This window comes from Pseudomonas sp. 21615526, assembly GCF_013386245.1.
Classification (GTDB): domain Bacteria; phylum Pseudomonadota; class Gammaproteobacteria; order Pseudomonadales; family Pseudomonadaceae; genus Aquipseudomonas.
The window spans coordinates 75,865-92,504 of record NZ_JACAOM010000007.1 but is presented as its reverse complement, the minus strand read 5'-3'; the positions used below and the strand labels follow the sequence as shown (position 1 = coordinate 92,504).

General features: G+C 60.3%; 16 protein-coding genes and 1 pseudogene. 16 read left to right on the top strand and 1 reads right to left on the bottom strand.

Going from position 1 to position 16,640, the window contains the following annotated elements; genetic code table 11:
- From HX786_RS31735 to HX786_RS03190, 11 genes and pseudogenes are all read left to right on the top strand, one after another.
- Positions 1–192, top strand: a pseudogene (locus HX786_RS31735) (LysR family transcriptional regulator); the annotation flags it as partial.
- Positions 193–639: 447 nt separating this feature from the next.
- The gene (locus HX786_RS03235) at positions 640–1,761 is read left to right on the top strand and encodes a Re/Si-specific NAD(P)(+) transhydrogenase subunit alpha (RefSeq protein WP_003214747.1); all 1,122 of its coding nucleotides are present in this window, start codon (positions 640–642) and stop codon (positions 1,759–1,761) included.
- A 15-nt stretch (positions 1,762–1,776) separates the two neighbouring features.
- A complete protein-coding gene (locus HX786_RS03230) occupies positions 1,777–2,100 on the top strand; it encodes an NAD(P) transhydrogenase subunit alpha (RefSeq protein WP_008439664.1) in 324 nt (107 codons plus the stop codon).
- Positions 2,097–3,533 carry an NAD(P)(+) transhydrogenase (Re/Si-specific) subunit beta gene (locus tag HX786_RS03225; RefSeq protein ID WP_003214748.1) on the top strand — a complete coding sequence of 479 codons (1,437 nt, stop codon included), beginning with the start codon at positions 2,097–2,099 and terminating at the stop codon, positions 3,531–3,533. The genes HX786_RS03230 and HX786_RS03225 overlap by 4 nt, the downstream gene beginning before the upstream one ends.
- Positions 3,534–3,712: 179 nt before the next feature.
- Positions 3,713–5,206 (top strand): acetyl-CoA hydrolase/transferase family protein, encoded by a 1,494-nt coding sequence (locus HX786_RS03220; protein WP_087694539.1) that lies wholly within the window; start codon positions 3,713–3,715, stop codon positions 5,204–5,206.
- Positions 5,207–5,524: 318 nt separating this feature from the next.
- Positions 5,525–5,740, top strand: coding sequence for a DUF1127 domain-containing protein (locus HX786_RS03215; protein WP_003214752.1), 216 nt, complete (start codon positions 5,525–5,527; stop codon positions 5,738–5,740).
- A gap of 262 nt (positions 5,741–6,002) precedes the next feature.
- Positions 6,003–6,197, top strand: coding sequence for a DUF1127 domain-containing protein (locus HX786_RS03210; RefSeq protein ID WP_177116527.1), 195 nt, complete (start codon positions 6,003–6,005; stop codon positions 6,195–6,197).
- A 151-nt stretch (positions 6,198–6,348) separates the two neighbouring features.
- A complete protein-coding gene (locus tag HX786_RS03205) occupies positions 6,349–6,669 on the top strand; it encodes a DUF2388 domain-containing protein (RefSeq protein ID WP_003214756.1) in 321 nt (106 codons plus the stop codon).
- Positions 6,670–6,775: 106 nt separating this feature from the next.
- A complete protein-coding gene (locus tag HX786_RS03200; RefSeq protein WP_008439654.1) occupies positions 6,776–7,084 on the top strand; it encodes a DUF2388 domain-containing protein in 309 nt (102 codons plus the stop codon).
- Between the two features lie 26 nt (positions 7,085–7,110).
- Entirely contained in the window at positions 7,111–7,431 is a 321-nt protein-coding gene (locus HX786_RS03195) for a DUF2388 domain-containing protein (protein WP_076013343.1), read from the top strand.
- Positions 7,428–9,389, top strand: a complete 1,962-nt coding sequence (locus tag HX786_RS03190; RefSeq protein ID WP_087694540.1) for a DUF4105 domain-containing protein — start codon at positions 7,428–7,430, stop codon at positions 9,387–9,389. The genes HX786_RS03195 and HX786_RS03190 overlap by 4 nt, the downstream gene beginning before the upstream one ends.
- On the opposite strand, the gene HX786_RS03185 is transcribed toward HX786_RS03190, so the two are convergent.
- Positions 9,386–9,787, bottom strand: coding sequence for a GFA family protein (locus HX786_RS03185; RefSeq protein WP_008439652.1), 402 nt, complete (start codon positions 9,785–9,787; stop codon positions 9,386–9,388). The genes HX786_RS03190 and HX786_RS03185 overlap by 4 nt on opposite strands.
- Positions 9,788–10,059: 272 nt before the next feature.
- Between HX786_RS03185 and HX786_RS03180 the strand changes: the two genes are divergently transcribed.
- The 5 genes from HX786_RS03180 (at position 10,060) to HX786_RS03160 (ending at position 16,629) form a co-directional block, all read left to right on the top strand.
- Positions 10,060–11,367, top strand: coding sequence for a CitMHS family transporter (locus tag HX786_RS03180; protein ID WP_003214766.1), 1,308 nt, complete (start codon positions 10,060–10,062; stop codon positions 11,365–11,367).
- A gap of 65 nt (positions 11,368–11,432) precedes the next feature.
- Complete coding sequence (locus tag HX786_RS03175; protein ID WP_003214768.1) at positions 11,433–12,200, top strand: TerC family protein; 768 nt, start codon at positions 11,433–11,435, stop codon at positions 12,198–12,200.
- A gap of 214 nt (positions 12,201–12,414) precedes the next feature.
- Positions 12,415–14,073: a Na/Pi cotransporter family protein gene (locus HX786_RS03170; RefSeq protein WP_003214770.1), complete on the top strand. Its 1,659-nt coding sequence runs from the start codon at positions 12,415–12,417 to the stop codon at positions 14,071–14,073.
- 58 nt (positions 14,074–14,131) lie between these two features.
- On the top strand, positions 14,132–15,514 hold the full coding sequence (locus tag HX786_RS03165) for a pitrilysin family protein (protein WP_003214772.1): 1,383 nt from the start codon (positions 14,132–14,134) through the stop codon (positions 15,512–15,514).
- 71 nt (positions 15,515–15,585) lie between these two features.
- Positions 15,586–16,629 (top strand): DUF5924 family protein, encoded by a 1,044-nt coding sequence (locus HX786_RS03160; protein WP_003214774.1) that lies wholly within the window; start codon positions 15,586–15,588, stop codon positions 16,627–16,629.
- Positions 16,630–16,640 lie beyond the last annotated feature (11 nt).

The following is a 16,640-nucleotide window of genomic DNA, read 5'->3' as shown; positions in this document are numbered from 1 at the left end:
GCACTGATACCGCCGTTCCTTATTCAAAGGGAACTGAGCGATGGGCACTTGGTGATTGCCAGCCCTCAGGTACTGGCGAGCTCAAAGGCTTACTACCTGATGATTCCCGAGAGAAAGGTCGAATCCGCTTCTCTGCATGCGTTCAGAGACTGGCTGATTGATCAGTCGCATCGTTACAACCCCAATCTCTAAAGGGTCTTCGTCAATTTATTAACTTTGTAGTCAACAAAATAAAATACCTACATATGTATATATATGTCGCAATTTAGAAGACCGCATCTTTTGACCCTGAAATGGCCTTTAAGCCATGTAGGTATTGGCCTGTAGCCATAAAATTGCAGCGATGCCCAAGCATTCACGTCGGCGATGGAGATGCGCTGATATTTCGGTAAAAACTCTTTAATCTCCTGTATTTAAACGACTTTAATCTATCCATTGCGACAATCGGTCACGGGGTGACTTGTAGTTAATTTTTCGTCACCCGTCATAATCTCTTGAAGGCCGTAAAGTTCGCCTGCAAAATGCCGCGCCCCGCTGTATTTCAGCGGGATCGTGCTGATCGGCCGCCCAGATTCGCCTGTCGTGGCGCACTGGCCTTTTACAAAAATCAAAGCAAAAAGATCATGCAGGAGATTTGACGTGCACATTGGTGTTCCTCTCGAAACCCAGACCGGTGAAACGCGGGTGGCTGCCACCCCGGAAACCATCAAGAAGCTGATCGGCCAGGGCCACAAGGTCACTGTGCAAAGCGGGGCAGGCATCAATGCCAGTGTCGTCGACAGTGCCTATGAAGCGGCAGGCGCAACCATTGGCAACGCCAGTGATGCATTCGGCGCCGAGCTGATCCTCAAGGTAGTCGCCCCCAATGACAGCGAACTGACGCTGATCAAAAGCGGCGCAGTGCTGGTGGGCATGCTCAATCCGTTCAGCAACGAAACCATCACTCGACTGGCCGAGCATGGCATCACGGCCTTTGCCCTTGAGGCCGCGCCGCGCACCTCCCGCGCGCAGAGCCTGGATGTGCTTTCTTCCCAGGCAAACATTGCCGGCTACAAGGCTGTACTGCTCGCCGCCCATCACTACCCACGCTTCATGCCAATGCTGATGACCGCCGCCGGAACGGTGAAAGCCGCTCGCGTGCTGATTCTTGGAGCTGGTGTAGCAGGGCTGCAGGCGATCGCTACCGCGAAACGCCTGGGTGCGGTCATCGAAGCGTCCGACGTGCGTCCGGCGGTAAAGGAACAGATCGAATCCCTGGGCGCCAAGTTCGTCGACGTGCCATACGAAACTGATGAAGAACGTGAATGCGCGGTTGGCGTGGGCGGTTACGCGCGCCCAATGCCAACAAGCTGGATGCAGCGCCAGGCCCTGGCCGTGCATGAACGTGCCAAGCAAGCCGACATCGTCATCACCACCGCACTGATTCCGGGCCGCAAGGCACCGACCCTGCTCAGCGCCGAGACCGTCGCTCAGATGAAGCCAGGCTCGGTGGTCATCGACCTCGCCGCAGCCCAGGGCGGCAACTGCCCGCTGACCGTGGCAGACCAGGTGGTCGTGGAAAACGGTGTGACCATCTGCGGCCCGACCAACCTGGCCGGCGCCGTCGCCGCCGATGCCTCGGCGCTGTACGCACGCAACCTGCTGGACTTCCTGAAGCTGGTCTTCACCAAGGAAGGGCAGTTTGAAATCAACCTCGAAGACGACATCGTCGCCGCGTGCCTGATGTGCCGCGACGGCCAAGTCATCCGCAAAAACGCCTAAGCAGGGATTCAGACGATGGAAGAGCTTATTTCCCCCGGTATCTACAACCTGATCATCTTCGTGCTGGCGATTTATGTCGGTTATCACGTGGTCTGGAACGTCACCCCGGCCCTGCACACCCCGCTGATGGCCGTGACCAACGCAATTTCGGCGATCGTGATCGTCGGCGCCATGCTGGCAGCCGCACTCACCGTGACACCACTGGGCAAGACCATGGGCACCCTGGCCGTAGCCCTCGCGGCGGTCAACGTGTTCGGTGGCTTCCTGGTTACCCGCAGGATGCTTGAGATGTTCAAGAAGAAAGCCCCGAAAGCAAAAGAAGAGGCGCCATCGTCATGAGCATGAATCTGGTCACGACGCTCTACCTGATCGCGTCGATCTGCTTTATCCAGGCCCTTAAAGGCCTGTCACACCCGACGACGTCCCGGCGCGGCAACCTGTTCGGCATGCTCGGCATGGCGCTGGCAGTACTCACCACCGTGGGCCTCATCTATAAGCTCGGCGCCGAGCTGGCCACTGCCGGAATTGGCTACGTCATCGTTGGCCTGCTGGTCGGCGGCACCGCCGGCTCGATCATGGCCAAGCGCGTGGAAATGACCAAGATGCCGGAGCTGGTGGCGTTCATGCACAGCATGATCGGCCTGGCTGCAGTGTTTATCGCCATCGCCGCAGTCGTGGAACCACAGTCGCTGGGTATCGTGAAACACCTGGGGGATTCGATCCCCGCCGGTAACCGCCTGGAGTTGTTCCTCGGTGCAGCCATCGGTGCAATTACGTTCTCCGGCTCGGTCATCGCCTTCGGCAAGCTGTCGGGTAAGTACAAGTTCCGCCTGTTTCAGGGCGCACCAGTACAGTTCGGCGGTCAGCACAAGCTGAACCTGGTGCTGGGGCTGTTGACGCTGGGCCTGGGCCTGGCCTTCATGTTCACCGGCAACCTCAGCGCCTTCGCATTGATGCTGGCCCTGGCGTTCGTGCTGGGCGTGCTGATCATTATCCCGATTGGCGGCGCCGACATGCCGGTGGTCGTCTCGATGCTCAACAGCTACTCCGGCTGGGCTGCGGCGGGGATCGGCTTCTCGCTGAACAACTCGATGCTGATCATCGCCGGTTCGCTGGTGGGTTCAAGCGGTGCGATCCTGTCGTACATCATGTGCAAGGCGATGAACCGCTCCTTCTTTAATGTACTGCTCGGCGGTTTCGGCAACACGGCAGACGCCGCCGGCCCGGCCGGCTCGAAAGAAGCGCGCCCGGTGAAATCCGGCTCGGCTGACGATGCAACCTTCCTGCTGACCAACGCCGACACCGTAATCATCGTACCGGGCTACGGCCTGGCGGTGGCACGGGCACAACATGCGCTGAAAGAGCTGACCGAGAAGCTGACCCACCGCGGCGTGACCGTGAAGTACGCGATCCACCCGGTTGCAGGCCGTATGCCTGGTCACATGAACGTATTGCTGGCCGAGGCAGAAGTGCCTTACGACCAGGTGTTCGAGATGGAAGACATCAACTCCGAGTTCGGCCAGGCCGACGTGGTACTGGTGCTAGGCGCCAACGACGTGGTCAACCCGGCCGCCAAGAACGATCCCAAGTCGCCCATCGCGGGCATGCCGATCCTCGAAGCGTTCAAGGCCAAGACCATCATCGTCAACAAGCGCTCGATGGCCAGCGGCTATGCCGGCCTGGACAACGAACTGTTCTACCTGGACAAGACCATGATGGTCTTCGGCGACGCCAAGAAGGTCATCGAAGACATGGTCAAGGCCGTCGAATAAACACTGCGCCAGCGCAATACCCAAAACCCTGGCCTTTAGTAGGCTGGGGTTTTTTATTGCCGGTAAAAACCGACAAAAGGCTCTAAATCGCTGCCTGGCATTCGACCATGGTAGCGGGACGAAATTTTTTGAAATCACTAGACTGCGCATCTTGCTTCCGTAGCCCGAGATAACAATCCATGTACCGTGATCGTATCCGCTTGCCTTCGTTGTTGAACAAGGTCATGAGCGCGGCTGACGCTGCCGCACTGATCCAGGACGGCATGACCGTCGGCATGAGCGGCTTCACCCGCGCCGGTGAGGCCAAGGCCGTGCCCCACGCCTTGGCCGAACGCGCCAAGACATCACCGCTGAAAATTACCCTGATGACCGGCGCCAGCCTGGGCAACGACCTGGACAAGCAACTGACCGAAGCCGGTGTACTGTCGCGACGCATGCCATTTCAGGTAGATAGCACCCTGCGCAAGGCGATCAACGCCGGCGAGGTGATGTTTATCGACCAGCATTTGTCGGAAACCGTCGAGCAGCTGCGCAACAATCAGCTCAAGCTACCGGACATCGCGGTGATCGAAGCCGTAGCGATCACCGAGCAAGGCCACATTGTGCCAACCACTTCCGTGGGCAACTCCGCCAGTTTCGCGATTTTCGCCAAGCAGGTGATCGTCGAGATCAATATGGCGCATAACCCGAACCTGGAAGGCCTGCACGACATCTATATCCCGAGCTATCGCCCGACCCGCACGCCAATTCCGCTGGTGGCCGTGGACGACCGTATCGGCAGCACCGCGATTCCGATTCCGCCGGAAAAGATCGTCGCGATCGTCATCACCAATCAGGCGGATTCGGCCTCCACCGTGACGCCGCCCGACAGCGACACCCAGTCGATCGCCAATCACCTGATCAACTTCCTTAAAGAAGAAGTCGACGCCGGACGCATGACCAACAAGCTCGGCCCGCTGCAGGCAGGCATCGGCAACATCGCCAATGCGGTGATGTGCGGTTTGATCGAGTCGCCCTTCGAAGACCTGACGATGTATTCGGAAGTCCTCCAGGATTCCACATTCGACCTGATCGACGCAGGCAAGCTGAGCTTTGCCTCAGGCAGTTCGATCACATTGTCGGAACGGCGCAACGCCGACGTGTTCGGCAACCTGGAGCGCTACAAAGACAAATTGGTGCTGCGGCCCCAGGAAATCTCCAATCACCCGGAAGTGGTGCGGCGCCTGGGCATCATCGGCATTAACACCGCGCTGGAGTTCGACATCTATGGCAACGTCAACTCCACCCACGTCTGCGGCACCCGGATGATGAACGGAATTGGCGGCTCGGGCGACTTTGCGCGCAACGCGCACCTGGCGATCTTTGTCACCAAGTCGATTGCCAAGGCCGGCGCGATTTCCAGCGTGGTGCCAATGGTCAGCCATGTGGACCATACCGAGCATGACGTCGACATCCTCGTGACCGAGGTCGGCCTGGCGGACCTGCGGGGCCTGGCGCCGCGGGAGCGGGCTCGGGTCATCATCGACAACTGTGTGCACCCGGCGTACCGCGATGCCCTGAACACCTACTTCACCCAAGCCTGTGTGCTGGGCGGGCACACCCCGCATATCCTGCGAGAAGCACTGAGTTGGCACATCAACCTGGAAGAAACCGGGCATATGCTGAAGGCGTGATTGATACAGATTCGGGCTGATGCAAACACAGTTTCATCAGCCCGAGCTTCCGAGCCCAAGTTTTATAAAAAACTGTACTGCTGTACCGGTCATTTCCTACTGAAATATCCTGCCTCGAACTCCATAAACGCCTAAAACGCACCATAAAAGTGCCGACAGGTACAGTTGCCCCAATTTCGTACAGTACAGCCCCTATAAACAGTTAACTGGCCCCTCACAATACAGGTGAACTGTATCTAGAGAGTCTTGCGCGGGAGGAGGATCATTGGCACCAGTTAAACCACTACCTAATCCCGCCACAAGCGGAAGGATGTCATCATGGAACGTACACTCAGTTCCGATCTGTTCTTCGAAGAAAAAGCTGTAAACACCCAGGCTTCCCTGCCTCTGCGCGTTCTCGCCAACCTGATGTTGTGGCAGCGCCGCATCTCCAGCCGCCATCAACTGGCTCGTCTGGATTCGCGTCTGCTGGCTGACGCCGGTATCAGCGAAGCACAACGCTACGAAGAGCTGAGCAAGCCGTTCTGGCGCTAATTAGCGTCCGCTGGCCCTGACCCACCGGGTCCACCGCCAGCACTCCGAATTGTTAAAGCAGAACCCGCCCCGGGTAACCGGCGGCGGGTTCTGCTGTTTCTGGGGTTTGGATTTTCAATGGCGAAAACAGTCGGCTTTCTACAGACCGATACAGTTTAAAAAATATAACAATTAAGCAGTACAATTTAACCCGCGTGTATCTGTACCGGTAGCACCCTCCAGCCCAAGATGGTGTTCCAGGACCTCATGAAAGGCGCGCGTCATGAATACCAAAAACCAGCAACACCCTCGGTTGATACAGCTACTCAAGCGCACCGCTGCAGCACTCGTCTGCTGGGGGCAACGGGCCCGCACACGCAGGCTGCTGGCTCAACTGGATCCGCGGGAATTGTCCGATGCGGGTATCAGTCACGGCGACCGGGCATCTGAGCTGACCAAATCGTTCTGGCGCGAGTAATCACCGCAGGAAGCTATCCGAACAGATAAGCGGCGGCTAATATCCGGCTACCACGTGGCGAACCCTGTAGAACGGGCGTCTGATGCCCATGGTCTCGCTGCTCAAGCAGTAGCTTTGTGCCACCCTTTCGTTCATTTACAGGAGTCACCCCATGTCCCGTCTTCACCTGCTGAGCGCTGCAGCTCTGCTGGCCCTGGTTGCCAATGCCAACGCCTCCAGCCTGATCGTGACCACGGATTCGATCGTCGGCGCACTGAAAGCCACCTCAGACGCCACCTCCGATGCCACTTCCTCCCTGCGTGACAACAAGGTCGTACGTGCTGCCCGTGACGACGCCGCCAGCTTCGTTGCCAGCGAAGGCGCCATCCGTGGCGTAAAACTGGAAAGCGCCCTGGCCCAGATCCGCCAACAGGCTCCACAACTGAATACCGCGACTGACGCGCAGCTGGCCCAGGCGATCCTGGCCATCTGACCGCAGGTGGGATAAAGGGGGCGCCAGGCGCTCCCCGAACCCTCCGCGCTGGCTCTCGCCCGGGCATTGCGCTAGCCTTGGCGCTCGTTTTCAGTTGTCGAGTCCCATGGCTTTTTCATACCGCCTGTTGATCGCTCCCGTAGTGTTTTGCACCTGCTGGTCCACGCAAGCTCCGGCCTTTGACCTGTCCACCCAGAGCCTCGTTGTCAGTGCGTATGCCACCAGCAAAGTGACCTCCGCACCGTTCGACCATAAACTGATACTGGCCGCCCAGGATGACGCTGCCGCTTTCATTGCCACTGACGGCCAATGGCGGGGAGCCCGACTGGAATCAGCGCTGGATTATCTGCGCCATACCCAGCCAAAACTTAACGCCAGTGACCTTGAACTGGCGCAAGCAATTCTCGTCCAATAATCATCTTTGTATTTCGGAGTCATTCCATGCGTAGCCCGCTGATCGCCGCCGCTCTCGGCCTGCTGTTGTTGGCCGGTGTTGCCCAGGCACAAACCCTGAAGGCCACCAGTAACATCATCGTCCGAGCCTCGGCCCGTACCATCGATTTCACCTCGGACACCACCACGTCCATCCGCGACTCCAAAGTCGTACGCGAAGCCCACGACGATGCCGCCAGTTTCGTCGCCAGCGATGGCGAGATTCGTGGCGCTCAACTGGAAGCCGCCTTCGACACCCTGCGAACCCGCGTGCCGGAAGCCCGCGACGCCAGCGACCAGGTCCTCGCCGAAGCTATCCTCTCTCTGTGAGGCGCATTGCCGCCTGGCTACTGGCCGGCACCTTGCTGCTGGGCGCCAGCGCGGCTCAGGCCGCCCTGCAACTGCGGCTCAAGACCGATGGCTTGAGCCCGGCCCAGCAGCAGGCGAGCCAGGCATTGCTGGATGAAGCGATGCAGGCGTTGCCGCCGCGCTTCATCGAGCAACTGGACCGGACCATCGACGTCGGCTGGACCGACAAGATGCCCGAGAACGCCTACGGCCAGGCTTCGCTGGTGTCCGAACTGGACCTCAACAGCAACTTGCTGGAAAGCCTTACCGACGGCAGTGCCGCGACGCAAAAAACCAATCGCCCCCACGGCACCGTACGCCGGGAAATGCTCGCCACCGTGCTGCATGAACTGACCCACATCTATGACCGTGCCCGCCTGTGGTCCAGCGCCGACCGCAAGCTGATCCAGCGTTGCAGCCGCCAGAACAACATCACCGGCCTGATCGGCCTGCCCGATCAATGCCGGGGCCAGAACGACCGCCGCTTTACCCTCAGCGATGACCCACGCCTGCTGGACCTCGCCGGGTGGCCGCAATACGTCGGCCGTCGCGGCGAACGTGAACAGAACAACCATCAGGTCGCCCGCAGCCCGGACATCTACGAAACCACCAGCCCGCTGGAATTCGTCGCCGTCAACATGGAGTACTTCCTCCTCGACCCGAGCTATGCCTGCCGCCGGCCTTCGCTGTACCGCTATTACAAGGAACACTTTGGCTGGGCGCCGCCCGCCCAGGACACCTGTGCCAAAACCTACGCCTTCCTCAACGCCGGCAACGACTTCGCCAAGACTCCACTGGGCCAGGTCGACCCCGAGCGGGTCTACGAAATCGACTACCTGCTGGCCGAAGCCAACCAGAACCTCGTGAGTCGCTGGGGCCACAGCATGCTGCGCCTGGTGATCTGCGCCCCGGGCCGGCCGCGAGGCCCGGACTGTCGCCTGGACCTGGACCAGCACCTGGTGTTGTCCTACCGCGCGTTTGTCGGTGACGTACAACTGTCGAGCTGGGACGGCCTGATCGGCAAATACCCGTCGCGGCTGTTCGTGCTGCCGCTGTCTCAGGTCATTGACGAGTACACCAAGACCGAGCTGCGCGGCCTGGCGTCGGTGCCGTTGAAGCTCACGCGCCAGGAGATCAACGATACCGTCGAACACGCCGCCGAAATGCACTGGAGCTACGACGGCAACTACTTCTTCATCTCCAACAACTGCGCAGTCGAGAGCCTGAAACTGTTACGCAGCGGCAGCGCCAACCCGCAGCTGACCGGCCTGGACAACATCACGCCCAATGGCCTGCTGGAAGTCCTCAAGGGCCGAGGCCTGGCCGATACCAGTGTGCTGGACGACAAAAAACGCGCGCTGCGCCTCGGCTATCACTTCGACTCCTTCCGCGAGCGCTACCAGGCGATGTTCGAGGTGTTGAAAAAGCGCCTGCCGATCAAACAGGCTGAAGTGGAGGATTGGTTGTCACTGAGTGCCGAAGAGCGCCGCCCATGGTTCGCCGAAGCCGACCTGCGCGCCAGCGCCGCCTTGTTGCTGCTGGAACAGGCGAGCTTCCGCAAGCAGCTCATGCTGGCCCAGGATGAAGTCAAGCAACGCTACCTTGGCGCCCGCGAGCTGAAGAACGGCGGCATGGAAAAGGCCAACGCGACGTTGCAGCAGATCCTCGCCAACAGTGGCTTCCTCAGTCGCCCGGCAGAGCTGCTGGGCACCAGCGGTTACGGCTTGCCACAACCAACAGAATCCAAACGCCTGGAATCAGAGAGCGCCGCGCGCCAGAAGCAGTTGCAGTCGCTGACCGGCGATCTGGACAAAGAGGTGAGGGCGCTGCTGGAACCGGCCCGCGCGGCGGAGATTGCCGCATGTGAAGCCAACCTCAAGCAGCTAGGCGAGCACTTGCGCGCACTGCACAAGGCCTCCGGCGGGTTCGAACTGCCCTAGAGCGCTTCTCCGGCTTCTTCCGGTAGTTGCTCATCCAGGTGTAACCACGGCAATCGGCTCTCTACCCAGATGTGCCGATCTGCCGGGGCCAGCTCCGGGTGATCCAGGGTTGCGATGGTCACATCGATACTCTCGGCACTCAGTTGCGTTACCAGCGCCAAATGCGCCCCACAGTTAGAACAGAAATACCGCACGCATGTCGGCGAAGATTCGTACTGCGCCGGCGTTCCCGCCACCCAGGCGAACGCGGAACGGGGCAGGGTGATCCAGGTTGTCACCAAGCCGCCGCTGACCCGCCGGCAAATCGAACAGTGGCAGTGGGCAATATCCACCAACGCCCCGCTGAACTGATAACGCACCCGCCCGCAATGGCAGCCGCCTTGGTGTTGCTCATGCATGCTCTGTCTCCCACGTCCTTATTTCATACAGGACCAGTCGTCCATTCAACGTAGCCCGTTTCTCAAGCGAAAGCTGGCTGAAAGCTTCCGGGACTAGGATCGCCCACCACTACCGGCAACAGACCGGTTGTTAACAACAACAATGGTGATTCCCGATGTCCGCTCGTACCCGCCTGTTTGCCCCGACTCCACCCGTACGCCTCGTGCCTTTCGTTCTGCGCTGACCCAACCGGTTCGCCATTCCCTAGCCGCGCTACGCCTGGAGTATTCCTATGCTGACTTTCCTTGGCTTTGCCATGGTCATCACGTTCATGTTCCTGATCATGACCAAGCGCCTGTCTGCGCTGATCGCCCTGATCATCGTACCGATCCTGTTCGCGCTGTTCGGCGGCTTTGCCCCGCAGATCGGCCCGATGATGCTCGCGGGCATCACCAAGCTTGCGCCGACCGGCGTAATGCTGATGTTTGCCATCCTCTATTTCGCCTTGATGATCGACTCCGGCCTGTTCGACCCGGCCGTGCGCAAGATCCTCAAGCTGGTCAAGGGCGACCCGCTGAAGGTCTCGGTCGGCACCGCCGTGCTGGCCCTGGTGGTATCACTGGACGGAGACGGCGCCACCACCTACATGATCTGCGTGGCCGCCATGCTGCCGCTGTACCAGCGCATCGGCATGAGCCCGCGGATCATGGCCGGCCTGATCATCCTCGCCGGTGGGGTGATGAACATGACCCCATGGGGTGGCCCGACCGCCCGCGCCGCCAGTGCATTGCACGTGGACCCATCGGATATTTTCGTCCCGATGATTCCAGCCATGGCCGCCGGCGTCGTCGCCATCCTGGTGATTGCCTATATGTACGGCAAGCGCGAACGGGCACGCCTGGGCGAGCTGCACCTGCAAGGCGATGAAATCGACCACAGCGAAATCAGCGTCTCGCAATACCCGGACGCCCGCCGTCCGAAACTGATCTGGTTCAACGGCGCACTGACCTTCGCCCTGATGTGCACCTTGATCGCCGGCCTGTTGCCACTGCCGGTACTGTTCATGGTGGCCTTCAGTATCGCGATGATCGTCAACTACCCGTGCCTGCAGATGCAGAAAGACCGGATCGCCGCCCATGCCGGCAGCGTCCTGGCAGTCACAGGCCTGATCTTCGCCGCCGGTATCTTCACCGGCATCCTGTCCGGTACCGGCATGGTCGATGCCATGTCCAAGAGCCTGCTGGCCGTCATCCCTGACGCGCTGGGGCCTTATCTGGCCGTGATCACCGCGCTGGTGAGCATGCCGTTTACCTTCTTCATGTCCAACGATGCCTTCTACTACGGCGTTCTGCCGGTACTGGCCGAAGCCGCCAGCCACTACGGCATCACTGCCGTGGAAATGGCCCGCGCCTCAATCGTTGGCCAGCCTGTGCACTTGTTGAGCCCACTGGTTCCATCGACCTACTTGCTGGTAGCCCTGGCGGGTATCGAATTTGGCGATCACCAGCGCTTCACCCTCAAGTGGGCGGTGCTGGTGTGCCTGTGCATAATGGTCGCCGCTTTGCTGATGGGGATTTTTCCGCTGTTCAGCACTCTATAATCGTACAACTCACTGCGCCGGCTCTTAAGGCTGGCGCGGTCTAACACTCGCTCAAAGGAATACACATGGAATGGCTGACCAATCCGGAAATCTGGATTGCCTTCTTCACCCTGACGGCCCTCGAGATCGTCCTGGGCATCGATAACATCATCATGATTTCGATCCTGGTCAGCCGCATGCCCAAGCACATGCAGGCGCGTACCCGGATCTTCGGCCTGGCGCTGGCGATGGTCACGCGGATCCTGTTGCTGCTGTCGATCACTTGGGTCATGCGCCTCACCGACGATCTGTTCGTGGTGTTCGGCCAAGGCATTTCCGGCCGCGACCTGATCCTGTTCTTCGGTGGCCTGTTCCTGCTGTGGAAAAGCTCCCAGGAGATGTACCACGCCCTGGAAGGTGAAGACGAAACCCACGACGAGCCGAAGGGCGCCGGTGGCAAGTTCATCTACACCATCATCCAGATCGCGATCATCGACATCGTGTTCTCCCTGGACTCGGTGATTACCGCCGTCGGTATGGTTTCCCACGTACCGGTGATGGTGGCCGCGATCATCGTCGCCGTACTCGTGATGATGCTGGCCGCTGGCACCATCAGCGATTTCATCGACAAACACCCGTCGCTGAAGATGCTGGCGCTGTCGTTCCTGCTGGTGGTGGGTACCGTGCTGATCGCCGAAGCCTTCGACGTTCACGTGCCAAAAGGCTACGTTTACTTCGCCATGGCGTTCTCCCTGGCGGTTGAAGCGGTGAACATCAAGATGCGTACCGCCATCGCGAAAAAGAAGAAACAGCAGGATCCTGTGAAACTGCGCAAGGACATTCCGGGTCAATAACCTGGACCCGCTGCTGAAAAAGGGGCTTTAGAGCCCCTTTTTTTCATCTGCAAAAAGCTGATTTCATGACAGTTTTGTTTCAATCCCGACTTTAGCTATGCGATGCTGGCGCCGAGCCCATTCGCCAACTACAGCTTAAGTACAAGACGTAGAACGGCACGCGGCACTATTCACTTGCTCCGATTGGAGCACGACTCAACACAGGGGGCCCAGCATGCTGACCCTGCTCAATCTGCTTTCCGCGGTAACCCTGCTGATCTGGGGCACGCACATCGTCCGTACCGGCATCCTGCGGGTCTACGGCTCCAACTTGCGCCAGGTCATCGGGCAGAACATGTCCAAGCGCTGGCTGGCGTTTATCGCCGGCATCCTGGTGACGGCCATGGTGCAAAGCAGCAACGCCACGGCGATGCTGGTGACTTCGTTTGTCGGCCAGGGCCTGATGGGCCTGATGCCCGCCCTGGCGACCATGCTCGGTGCCGATGTCGGTACCGCGCTGATGGCCCGGGTGCTGACCTTTGACCTGTCGTGGCTGTCGCCGCTGTTGATTTTCCTCGGGGTGATTTTCTTCCTGTCGCGCAAACAGACACGCGCCGGGCAGATGGGCCGTGTCGGGATCGGCCTCGGGCTGATCATCCTTGCGCTGCAACTGATCGTCGAAGCCGCGGGCCCGATCACCCACGCGCAGGGCGTCAAGGTCCTGTTCGCCTCGCTGACCGGCGACATCTTGCTCGATGCCCTGGTCGGCGCACTGTTCGCGATGATTTCCTACTCCAGCCTGGCCGCCGTCCTGCTGACCGCGACCCTCGCCGGTGCCGGCGTGATCGGCCTGCACGTGGCCATCGGCCTGGTGATCGGCGCCAACATCGGCAGCGGCGTGCTGGCCTTCCTCAGCACCAGCATGCAGAACGCCGCCGGGCGCCAGGTGGCCCTGGGCAGCCTGCTGTACAAGCTGATCGGCTTGCTGCTGATCATCCCGGTACTCGACCCGCTGGTCGGCTGGATGGATAACCTGGACTACAGCGCCCAAGGCATGGTGATCACCTTCCACCTGCTCTATAACGTTATTCGCTGCCTGATCCTGCTGCCCACCATCGGCCCGATGTCCCGCTTGTGCGCCTGGTTGCTCCCGGAACGCGAAGAGGTCAACGGCCTGGCCAAGCCGCGCCACCTGGACCTGGCAGCACTCGCCACCCCAAGCCTGGCACTGGCCAACGCCGCCCGCGAAACCCTGCGTCTGGGCGACCTGATCGACAACATGCTGACCTCGATGCTGGAGGTGCTGCGCGGCAAGCAAACCGCCATCACCCAGGAAATGCGCAGCCTGAGCGACGATGTCGAGGCGCTCTACAGCGCGATCAAGCTCTACCTCGCGCAAATGCCCCGGGAAGACCTCAGCGAACAGGACAGCCGACGCTGGGCCGAGATCATCGAACTGTCGATCAACCTGAAACTGGCCGGCGACCTGATCGAACGCATGCTGCGCAAGGTCCAGCAGCAAAAGACCTCCCAGCGCCGTTCATTCTCCGAAGTCGGCCTGGAGGAACTCGCGGGCCTGCAAACCCAACTGATCGCCAACCTGCGCCTGGGGCTCTCGGTGTTCCTCAGTGCCGACCCGGAAAGCGCCCGGCAACTGCTGCGGGAAAAGCGCCGCTTCCGCGCCCAGGAGCGTCGCCTGGCCCACGCCCACGTCAGCCGCTTGCAACGTAAAATCGTACAGAGCCTGGAGACCAGTTCCTTGCACCTGGAGCTGATTGCCGACATGAAGCGTCTCAACTCGCTGTTCTGCAGCAGCGCTTATGTGGTGCTGGAAACCACCGACACCGGCGCCCTCTCGGCGGACGATATTGCCGACATCACCCATTCGCCCTGAACGTACGACGGCGAGTGAAGTCAGTTAACAACGGACCTCACTCGCCAGGAAGCCTGTTATGCGTCGCCTGCTATTCGCCTGCCTGCTCATGGGTTCGGCACACACCTTTGCCTTTGACCGCCTGCAAGTCGAGGGCTACACCCTGCCCAACGGCCTGCAATTGCTGCTCAAGCCGGGCACCGAACGCGGCCACGTGGCAATCCGCCTGGTGGTGGGTGTGGGCCTGGATGACTTCAGTTGCGAAGACAAGGAACTGCCGCACCTGCTGGAGCATTTGCTGTTCAGCGGAATCGACGGTGGCGGCGAAGGTGAGCTGGAAGAACGCATGCAAGCCCTCGGCGGCGACTGGAACGCCTACACCAGCAATGCCGACACCACTTTCGTCATCGAGGCTCCGGCGCAGAACCAGCGCAAGGTGCTCGACCTGCTGCTGGCCATCATCACCCGCACCCAACTGACCGACGCCAACATCAATGCCGCCAAACAGGTGGTGGAGCGCGAAGACGGCGGCCATTACTCACACCTGCAACGGCTGCTGGACCGCCAGGACCTCGGCCACAAGGCCAGCAGTCAGCTTGCCGTCGAACTGGGGCTCAAATGCGCCGAGCGGGCCGAAGTCGAGCACCTGACCCGCGACCAGTTGGAAAAGCTGCGCAAGGCCTGGTACGCCCCCAACAACATGACCCTGATCATCGTCGGCGACCTCGACAAGCTGCTGCCGGCCTATCTCGAACGCACCTACGGCGCACTGGATCCGGTTGACCCCAGCGAACATCGCCCGTTGCCGGAGATTCAACACGCCGCCGCCGTCCGCCGCGACCTGATCCATGGCTGGGTCGGTGACAACGCCAAGCTGCACTGGTTATTCCCCGAGCCGGTGCTGGACGACCAGTACGATGAAACCTTCGACCTGCTCAAGGACTACCTGGATTGGGCGCTGTATCGTCAATTGCGCTTGCAGCACGGCTTGTCCTATGGCCCATGGAGCGAGCGCGAAGTGCTGGGCGGCGTCGGCTTCATGAGCCTCAACGCCGACCTTGAACGCGACAACCTGCCCGAAGCCGAGCACGTGCTGGAAACCCTCAGGGCCCAGTTGCTCAAGGACGGCCTCGACCCGGCCACCTTCGCCCGCCTGCAACAAGCCGCCATTGCCCGCCAGGCGTGGGCCGTTCAAGGCAACAGCGCGTTGGCCGACTATTACTGGAGTGCCTCGGGCGACTACGCCAAAGGGCATTTCAGCGACCCGGCCAAGCGCATCAAGGCCGTCAGCCTGGAGCAAGCCAACCAGGCCATGCGCGAGCTGTTCAAGCAGAACGGCTACTGGCGCATCGAGAAACCGTTGTTCAGCTACGATAGCCTCAACTGGATCGCCGCAGGCGCACTGGGGCTGATTGCGATTGTTTTACTAGGCGTGTGGCGTTATCGCAAAGGGATTGCGTAATCGGGCCCCGAGAAAACGGCTAAAACGTTATTCTGTCTGGGATTTTTCCTACAAAGACTGTGAACTGCCGAATGCCTATCCTGACCCACACCATCCAGCGCATCCTCGAGCTGATGAAGCGCTACCCAGGGGTGATTGCACTCGGCGGTTTCATCTCGGGTGTGGGCAGCTTCATCCTGGTGGATCGCCAGCAAGGCATGGCCAGCTGGATCGCGATCATCATGCTGGTGAGCTGGTTATGGCTGATGCTCGAAAACAGCCTCACCCAACTGTTCAGCAAAGTCTTCAAACGGGAAATCCCCGAACCGCTGCTGCGCTACGCCACGCAGATGATCCATCAGGAAAGCCTGTTTTTTGTCCTGCCGTTCTTTTTTGTCACCACCACCTGGAACAGCGGCCAGTCGATCTTTACCGGCCTGCTGGGCGCGGCGGCACTGGTATCGATCACCGACCCGCTGTACTACAAGTGGCTGGCACCCAAGCGCTCGCTGTTTCTCGCACTGCACACCCTGACCCTGTTCGCAGCCCTGCTGACCGCGCTGCCGATCATCCTGCACCTGACCACCGCCGAGAGTTACAAACTGGCCCTCGGCGTGGCGATGGCGCTCTCTATCCCGAGCCTGGCCGTGAGCCTGCCGCTGCGTAGCATCAAGGGCTGGGCGATGCTGTTGGGGGTTACCGCAGCGATTGGTTGCGCCGGCTGGTTCCTGCGCACTTGGGTGCCGCCCGCTACGCTGTGGATGACCGAAGTGGCCATCAGCACCCAATTGCAGGACCGCACGCCCGGCGATGACCTGAAAGAAGTCAGCGCCGCCCAACTGCGCAGCAGCGGGCTGTATGCCTACACCGCGATCAACGCGCCGCGCGGCCTGGATGAGCGGATCTACCATGTGTGGAAATTCAACGGCAAGGAAGTCGACCGCATCGCCCTGGACATCCATGGCGGGCGCAAGGAAGGTTATCGGGCCTGGACCCACAAGCAGAACTTCCCCCCCGACTCGGTAGGACGCTGGCAGGTACGGGTGCTGACCGAAGATGGCCAAGTGATCGGCGTGTTGCGCTTCAAGGTAACTGACCCCGGTCAGGGCGCTACAACGCCAGACGCGCCAAAGTAGGCAGGATCGTG

What these genes read in the sequence shown, in the direction of transcription:
- HX786_RS03215 (WP_003214752.1), top strand. Translation starts at nt 5,525, where the DNA reads ATGGAACGTACACTCAGTTCCGATCTGTTCTTCGAAGAAAAAGCTGTA.
- HX786_RS03220 (WP_087694539.1), top strand. Translation starts at nt 3,713, where the DNA reads ATGTACCGTGATCGTATCCGCTTGCCTTCGTTGTTGAACAAGGTCATG.
- HX786_RS03160 (WP_003214774.1), top strand. Translation starts at nt 15,586, where the DNA reads ATGCCTATCCTGACCCACACCATCCAGCGCATCCTCGAGCTGATGAAG.
- HX786_RS03165 (WP_003214772.1), top strand. Translation starts at nt 14,132, where the DNA reads ATGCGTCGCCTGCTATTCGCCTGCCTGCTCATGGGTTCGGCACACACC.
- HX786_RS03225 (WP_003214748.1), top strand. Translation starts at nt 2,097, where the DNA reads ATGAGCATGAATCTGGTCACGACGCTCTACCTGATCGCGTCGATCTGC.
- HX786_RS03195 (WP_076013343.1), top strand. Translation starts at nt 7,111, where the DNA reads ATGCGTAGCCCGCTGATCGCCGCCGCTCTCGGCCTGCTGTTGTTGGCC.
- HX786_RS03180 (WP_003214766.1), top strand. Translation starts at nt 10,060, where the DNA reads ATGCTGACTTTCCTTGGCTTTGCCATGGTCATCACGTTCATGTTCCTG.
- HX786_RS03210 (WP_177116527.1), top strand. Translation starts at nt 6,003, where the DNA reads ATGAATACCAAAAACCAGCAACACCCTCGGTTGATACAGCTACTCAAG.
- HX786_RS03205 (WP_003214756.1), top strand. Translation starts at nt 6,349, where the DNA reads ATGTCCCGTCTTCACCTGCTGAGCGCTGCAGCTCTGCTGGCCCTGGTT.
- HX786_RS03230 (WP_008439664.1), top strand. Translation starts at nt 1,777, where the DNA reads ATGGAAGAGCTTATTTCCCCCGGTATCTACAACCTGATCATCTTCGTG.
- HX786_RS03175 (WP_003214768.1), top strand. Translation starts at nt 11,433, where the DNA reads ATGGAATGGCTGACCAATCCGGAAATCTGGATTGCCTTCTTCACCCTG.
- HX786_RS03200 (WP_008439654.1), top strand. Translation starts at nt 6,776, where the DNA reads ATGGCTTTTTCATACCGCCTGTTGATCGCTCCCGTAGTGTTTTGCACC.
- HX786_RS03185 (WP_008439652.1), bottom strand. Translation starts at nt 9,787, where the DNA reads ATGCATGAGCAACACCAAGGCGGCTGCCATTGCGGGCGGGTGCGTTAT.
- HX786_RS03170 (WP_003214770.1), top strand. Translation starts at nt 12,415, where the DNA reads ATGCTGACCCTGCTCAATCTGCTTTCCGCGGTAACCCTGCTGATCTGG.